This window comes from Paracoccus shanxieyensis (assembly GCF_009711265.1).
Taxonomy (GTDB): domain Bacteria; phylum Pseudomonadota; class Alphaproteobacteria; order Rhodobacterales; family Rhodobacteraceae; genus Paracoccus; species Paracoccus shanxieyensis.
In genome coordinates this window covers 1-3,450 of record NZ_WMII01000014.1, presented here as the reverse complement: position 1 = coordinate 3,450, position 3,450 = coordinate 1, and the positions used below count along the sequence as shown (strand labels likewise).

Here is a 3,450-nt window from a genome sequence, read left to right as displayed (position 1 = left end):
GCCGGGCTGCAGGCAGGCCTCTGCCCCCCGCCAGACCAGTTCGCAAAGCGCTGGCAGCTGAACCGCCAGTTCACGCCGCAGATGGATGACAAGCTGAGGGACCAGAAATATAGGCGGTGGAAGAAAGCCATCACAGCAACCATCGAGGCCGCATGACCCCCTTTGCCTTCGCCCTGCCGGGCCGTGTGATCTTTGGCCGCGGGCAGGCGCAGGACGCGCCCGCGCTGGTTCGTGCGCTTGGCCCGCGCGGCGTTCTGGTGCATGGCGCGGACGGGTCGCGGGCGCAATGGCTGGTCGATGCGCTGCATGCGCAGGGCGCGCAGGTCCTGCCGCTGGCCTGCGGGGGTGAACCGACGCTGCCGATGCTGCAAGCCACATTGGCCGAGGCCCGCGATGTCGCGCCCGATTGGGTGGTGGCCCTTGGCGGTGGCGCGGCGCTTGACATGGGCAAGGCGGTCGCGGCGCTGATCCCGGCCCCCGGCGGCATCATGGACCACCTTGAGGTGGTCGGTCGCGGCCTGCCGCTGGTCGCCGCGCCTTTGCCTTTCGTCGCCATCCCCACCACCGCAGGCACAGGCGCCGAGGCGACGCGCAATGCCGTCATCGGCCTGCCCGATCACGGCCGCAAGGTCTCGATCCGCGATGACCGCATGTTGCCGCGTCTGGCCATCGTCGATCCGGCGCTGACCGATCATTGCCCGCGCGCGGTGACGCTGGCCTCGGGGCTGGATGCGTTGGCGCAGGTCATCGAACCCTATGTCTCGGCCCGCGCGACGCCCTTTACCGATGCGCTGGTGCAGCCGGTGATCGCCACGGGTCTGGCCGCGCTGATCCGGTTGATGCAGGCCGAGGATGCGAGCGCGCGCGACCAGATGGCATGGACCAGCCTGTGCGGCGGCGTGGCGCTGGCCAATGGGGGCCTGGGCGCGGTGCATGGGCTGGCAGGCGTGATCGGCGGCGTGACCCCGGCCGCGCATGGCGCGATCTGCGGCGCGCTGCTGGGTCCGGTTCTGGAGATGAACCGCCGTCTGATGCCGGACAATCCGCGCATCGCCCAGGTCTGCCGCATCATTCTGGACAGCCTTGACGGCACCGATGCGCCGCAGGCGCTGTCGGGCTGGGCGCGCGATCAGGGGCTGCCGGGCCTGCAGGCGCAGGGTCTGGCGCCGCAGATGCACGAACAGGTGGCCGAGGCGTCCCTTGCCAGTTCCTCGATGAAGGGAAATCCGGTCGCCCCCAGCATCCCGGATCTTGTCCGCGCGATGGCGCAGGCGGGCTAGGACCCCGGCCGCAGTCCACGACGCCTGCGCAGAATAATCGCGACGACGCCAGAAAACGACAGCATTCGGTCGCAAAGTGCCGGGGCAATCGGGGGGTGTCGCAGGACAAGTGCGGCGAAGCCATGAACGTCGGGGGGCGTTATGAATGCGTCTTTGATCCCAGCTGCGGCTAAGCTATCCGCTTGTGCGAACCTGCCTGAACCGCAAGCAGCCAAGGAGATCACCCCATGACCCCCCCCCTTATTGACGGCAAATCCTTTGCCTCTGGCATTCGTTCGCGTGTTGCGTCTGGTGTTTTGGCGCTGTCTGCGCGGGGCATCACGCCCGGTCTGGCGGTGGTGCTTGTGGGCGAGGATCCGGCCTCGGCGGTTTATGTGCGCAACAAGGGCGTGCAGACGCGCGAGGTCGGGATGAACTCTTATGAGCACAAGCTGGAGGCCACGACCTCGCAGGCGGATCTGCTGGCGCTGATCGCGCGGCTGAACCGCGACAGCGATGTGCATGGCATTCTGGTGCAGTTGCCTCTGCCCGGCCATATCGACAGCGACGCGGTGCTGAATGCCATCGACCCGGCCAAGGATGTCGACGGCTTTCACGTCATCAATGCCGGCAGGCTGGCCACCGGGCAAAAGGCCATGGTGCCCTGCACGCCGCTGGGTTGCCTGATGATGCTGCGCGACCGGCTGGGCGATCTGTCGGGGCTGGACGCGCTGGTGATCGGGCGCAGCAATATCGTCGGCAAGCCCATGGCGCAGCTGCTGCTGGCCGAAGGCTGCACGGTGACCATCGCGCATTCGCGCAGCCGCAACCTGCCCGATCTGGCCCGGCGCGCCGATATCCTTGTCGCCGCCGTCGGCCGCCCCGAGATGGTGCAGGGCGACTGGATCAAGCCCGGTGCCACGGTGATCGACGTGGGCATCAACCGCATCGAGCGGGACGGCAAGCCGCGGCTGGTGGGCGATGTCGATTTCGCCGCGGCCGCCGCCGTGGCCGGGGCCATCACTCCGGTGCCGGGCGGTGTCGGTCCGATGACCATCGCCTGCCTTCTGGCCAATACGCTGACCGCCTGCTGCCGGGCCAATGGCCTGCCCGAACCCGAGGGCCTGACTGCCTGATGGTGACCCGCTGATGCCGACCGCCTGATCGCCTTTCGCGGCAGCTCCGCCCCGTGACGGGGCGGGCGGGCCGCAGCCTTACCCGATGCAGCGCCCGCTGCCTTCTTCACAGCAGCTCCCGCTGCCTTTTCCTGCCTCATGCACGCCAAGGGACATGCCTAGATGACCAAATACTGCCTGACCGTCACCTGCACCTCGACCCGGGGGATCGTGTCCGCGATCTCCAGCTATCTGGCGGCGCAGGGCTGCAACATCACCGATTCCAGCCAGTTCGACGATACCGAGACCGGCCGCTTCTTCATGCGCGTCAGCTTCGTGCCCGAAAGCGGCGCCACGCTGGAGACCCTGCGCGAGGGCATGCCCGCCGTCGCCGAAGGCTTCGACATGGACTGGGCCTTTCATGACGAGGCCGAAAAGATGAAGGTCGTCATCATGGTCAGCCGCTTCGGCCATTGCCTAAACGACCTGCTCTATCGCTGGCGCATCGGCGCGCTGCCGATCGACATCGTGGCGGTGATTTCGAACCACATGGATTATCAGAAGGTGGTGGTGAACCACGACATCCCCTTTCACATGATCCGGGTCACCAAGGAGAACAAGCCCGAGGCCGAGGCGCAGCTGATGCGCGTGGTCGAGGATTCGGGGGCCGAGCTTGTGGTGCTGGCGCGCTATATGCAGGTGCTGTCGGATGATCTGTGCCGCAAGATGTCGGGGCGGATCATCAACATCCACCACTCGTTCCTGCCGTCGTTCAAGGGGGCGAACCCCTATAAGCAGGCCTATGAGCGCGGGGTGAAGCTGATCGGGGCGACCAGCCATTACGTGACCGCCGATCTGGACGAAGGGCCGATCATCGAGCAGGACACCATCCGCGTGACCCATGCGCAATCGCCCGAGGATTACGTTTCGCTGGGCCGCGACGTGGAAAGCCAGGTTCTGGCGCGGGCGATCCACGCCCATATCCACCGCCGCGCCTTCCTGAACGGCAACAAGACCGTGATCTTCCCGGCCTCGCCCGGCAGCTATGCCAGCGAACGCATGGGGTGAGGGGCTGG

3 protein-coding genes are annotated in these 3,450 nt (G+C 67.0%); all 3 read left to right on the top strand.

Annotated features, from left to right (window positions below; all coding sequences use genetic code 11):
- Positions 1–152: 152 nt before the first annotated feature.
- Positions 153–1,280, top strand: coding sequence for an iron-containing alcohol dehydrogenase (locus GL284_RS14465; RefSeq protein ID WP_155045352.1), 1,128 nt, complete (start codon positions 153–155; stop codon positions 1,278–1,280).
- A gap of 227 nt (positions 1,281–1,507) precedes the next feature.
- Positions 1,508–2,395 carry a bifunctional methylenetetrahydrofolate dehydrogenase/methenyltetrahydrofolate cyclohydrolase FolD gene (gene folD, locus GL284_RS14460; RefSeq protein WP_155045351.1) on the top strand — a complete coding sequence of 296 codons (888 nt, stop codon included), beginning with the start codon at positions 1,508–1,510 and terminating at the stop codon, positions 2,393–2,395.
- Positions 2,396–2,557: 162 nt separating this feature from the next.
- On the top strand, positions 2,558–3,442 hold the full coding sequence (gene purU, locus GL284_RS14455) for a formyltetrahydrofolate deformylase (protein WP_155045350.1): 885 nt from the start codon (positions 2,558–2,560) through the stop codon (positions 3,440–3,442).
- Positions 3,443–3,450 lie beyond the last annotated feature (8 nt).